This is a genomic window from Streptomyces sp. MZ04 (genome assembly GCF_004684775.1).
Lineage (GTDB): Bacteria > Actinomycetota > Actinomycetes > Streptomycetales > Streptomycetaceae > Streptomyces.
Genome location: NZ_SRIC01000501.1, coordinates 1 through 2707, shown reverse-complemented (window position 1 = coordinate 2707; position 2707 = coordinate 1). Strand labels below are relative to the sequence as shown.

The window sequence follows — 2707 nt, the reverse complement described above, 5'->3', positions numbered from 1 at the left end:
GCCCCAGCCCGGCCGCGAAGCCCCCTGTCACCCCCCGCACGTACGCTGCCGCCATGGCTGACATCTACGAAATCTCGATGGCGATCGACCTGCGTGACGACATCTCCGAGGCGGAGATCGCCGAGCTGCGCTGGCACTTGGGGCTTGGTCCGCAGCCGAAGCGGCTGACGATCGTGCGCGCGTTCCCGGTCGTCGTCGAGGACGACCAGGGCGAGCTCGTCACGGAGGACGACCCCCAACCGCTCCTGGGCCACCAGGGCGCGGCGTGGAAGGTCGGCGGAGCCCTCGCCTCCGTGCTGGTCCGGCGCGACACGGGCTGGGCGCTGACAGCCCGGCAGGAGTTCCACCCGGACGACTGCGACCGCCTGGGCGAACTCCTCACCTGGCTTGCGGGGAAAGCCGGTGACCACCACCAGCGGCACGACGGCTCCGGCCCGGCCGGTGTCCTCGTCGGATGGACCAGGTTCTACGAGGAGGAACGGCCAGAGCCGCTGATGGTGCGCGACGGCAAGGTCGCCTGGCAGTAGGCGGCCCCCGCAGTAGCCGCTCCGGTCAGGGCGCGTCGTACCAGGAGAACGCCGCGATCCGCCAGCCCTCCGAGGTCCGGACGAACTGGAACGTCTTGGTCCCGCCGCCCTCGAACGCCTCCCCGTCCAAGATCCCGGATTTGGCGTACTCACCGAACCGCGACGCGATGTCACCCACGATGTCGGTCCGTTCGGACGTCTCCCACTCGCTGAACTCGACAAGACGGCCGTCCTTCAGGAGCTGCTCGCGCGGCTCGACGAACTCCTCGACCGAGTACGCCCTGAAGTCCGGGCCTGTCACGACGATCACGCCACCGGGCAGCATCAGCCGCCGGATCCGGGCGACGTCGGCGGCCTTGCCGCCCCGGTTGTCGAAGGCACCGAAGAAGTCGGCGGTCAGGGTGTCTATCTCATGCTTGGACATGGCGGGACGGTAACACCGTGCGGTTTCCGACCAGAAGCAACGCCGCCGGCCGGAGACGGTGTTCAGGACCGCGCTACACCCGCGACCGGTACAACCCGAACTCCGCCAGCGCCACCGCACTGCGCGACCCCGTCACTCGAAGCCGCCATTCCCGTGCCCGCACCGGCGAGGCGAGCGTCAGCACCCGGCTCCCGCCGACCGTGGCGACCTCCGTCACCAGGGACCACTCCGATCCGGCCACCCGTGCCTCGATGACCGCCCGCTCCAGCTGCTGTCCCCGCCGGATGTCCTCACCCAGGCGAATCCGGTCGACCTCCTGCTCCCGGCCCAGGTCGACGGTCAGCGTGCCGCGCGCGGGTGCCGGGCACTCCCAAGCCGTGTCGGGGTCGCCGTCCACCGCGTACGACGGACGGCGGCCGTCCCCCCGCACCCGCGCACCGCGTGCCAGGTCCTCGGGCAGCTCGCGCCCGATCCGCTCGCGGAACTCCCGCAGCCGCGCCACATCCGCGTCGGGCAGCAGACCCCGCTTGTCCGGCGGGATGTTCAGGAGCAGCACCGAGTTCCGGCCCACCGAGCGGAACCAGATGTCCGTCAACTGCTCGACGGACTTGGGCTGTTGGTCCTCGTGGTAGAACCAGCCGGGCCGGATCGACACATCGCACTCCGCGGGCCACCACTGCACGTACTGGGCGACCGCCCGCGCCTCGGCCAGCGCCTCCCTGCTGCCCTGGTCGGGCGCGTCGTACTTCAGGGCGTAGTCGATGCTGCCGTTGCCGGAGTCCTTGACCGGGACGACGCTCCACTCGTTCTCCCGCGCGAGCCCGCCCTCGTTGCCGACCCACCGCACATCGGGGCCGCGCACGGCCATCGTGGCGCCCGGGGCGAGGGCGCGGATCAGCGCGTACCAGCTGTCCCAGTCGTACGTCTCCACCTTGTCCGGCGGGATGCGGCCCTGCGCCCCGTCGAACCACACCTCGTCGACGGCCCCGTACTCGGTGAGCACTTCGTAGAGCTGGTTGAGCATGTGGGCGCCGTAGTCGGTGGCGTCGAGCGTGAACTCGCGGAGGCCGTCGCCCGTCCGGTCGTCGTCGGCGGTGAGGGTGGGGATGGTGCGGGCCGAGCGCTTGCTGCCGTTGGCGTAGACACCGTCGAGGTACTGGTTCTCGTCGGCGGGCGAGATGTAGACGCCCACCTTGATGCCGTGCCGGCGCAGCGAGTCGGCGAACGAGCGCAGGACGTCGCCCTTGCCGCCCTGCCAACTGCTGCCGACCACACTGTGTTTGGTGTAGCGCGAGGGGTAGAGCAAGAAGCCGTCGTGGTGCTTGACGGTGAGGATGGCGAGCTTGAATCCGCCGTCGCGCAGGGCCCGCGCCCACTGGTCGGTGTCGAGGCCCGACGGCTGGAAGACGTTCGGGTCCTCGTCGCCCGTGCCCCATTCGAGGCCGGTGAAGGTGTTCACGCCGAAGTGCAGGAACGCGGTCTGCTCCAGGCGCTGCCAGGCGATCTGCCGTTCCGTGGGCCGGACTTGGGAGGCTTTGGCGACGACCTCGTCCGGAGTGTCGTCGGGGCCGATCGGGATGCGGTACGGCGGTTCGGCGCCACCGGGGCGGGTCGCGGCGGCCGACGCGAGCGAGGTGCTCGACGCGGCGACGGCTGCCGTGGCGACGGCGGCAGCCATGAAGATGCGTCTGCTGACGGTCATGGGGGTGCGGGTCTCCCTCGGGGGTTCGCGGGCCGGGATCGGTCGGGGGTGGTC

The 2707-nt window shown here is 70.8% G+C and carries 3 protein-coding genes; 1 reads left to right on the top strand and 2 read right to left on the bottom strand.

The genetic code is table 11. The annotated features are described in order from the left end of the window. The first annotated feature begins 53 nt into the window (after positions 1-53). On the top strand, positions 54-527 hold the full coding sequence (locus tag E2651_RS42470) for a hypothetical protein (RefSeq protein WP_135336607.1): 474 nt from the start codon (positions 54-56) through the stop codon (positions 525-527). A gap of 25 nt (positions 528-552) precedes the next feature. Here E2651_RS42470 and E2651_RS42465 read toward each other — a convergent pair whose 3' ends face one another. Together E2651_RS42465 and E2651_RS42460 are read right to left on the bottom strand one after the other, a co-directional pair. Further along, positions 553-951: a nuclear transport factor 2 family protein gene (locus E2651_RS42465; protein WP_135336606.1), complete on the bottom strand. Its 399-nt coding sequence runs from the start codon at positions 949-951 to the stop codon at positions 553-555. Between the two features lie 73 nt (positions 952-1024). Continuing rightward, positions 1025-2653, bottom strand: a complete 1629-nt coding sequence (locus E2651_RS42460) for an alpha-L-fucosidase (protein WP_135336605.1) — start codon at positions 2651-2653, stop codon at positions 1025-1027. Positions 2654-2707: the final 54 nt, after the last annotated feature.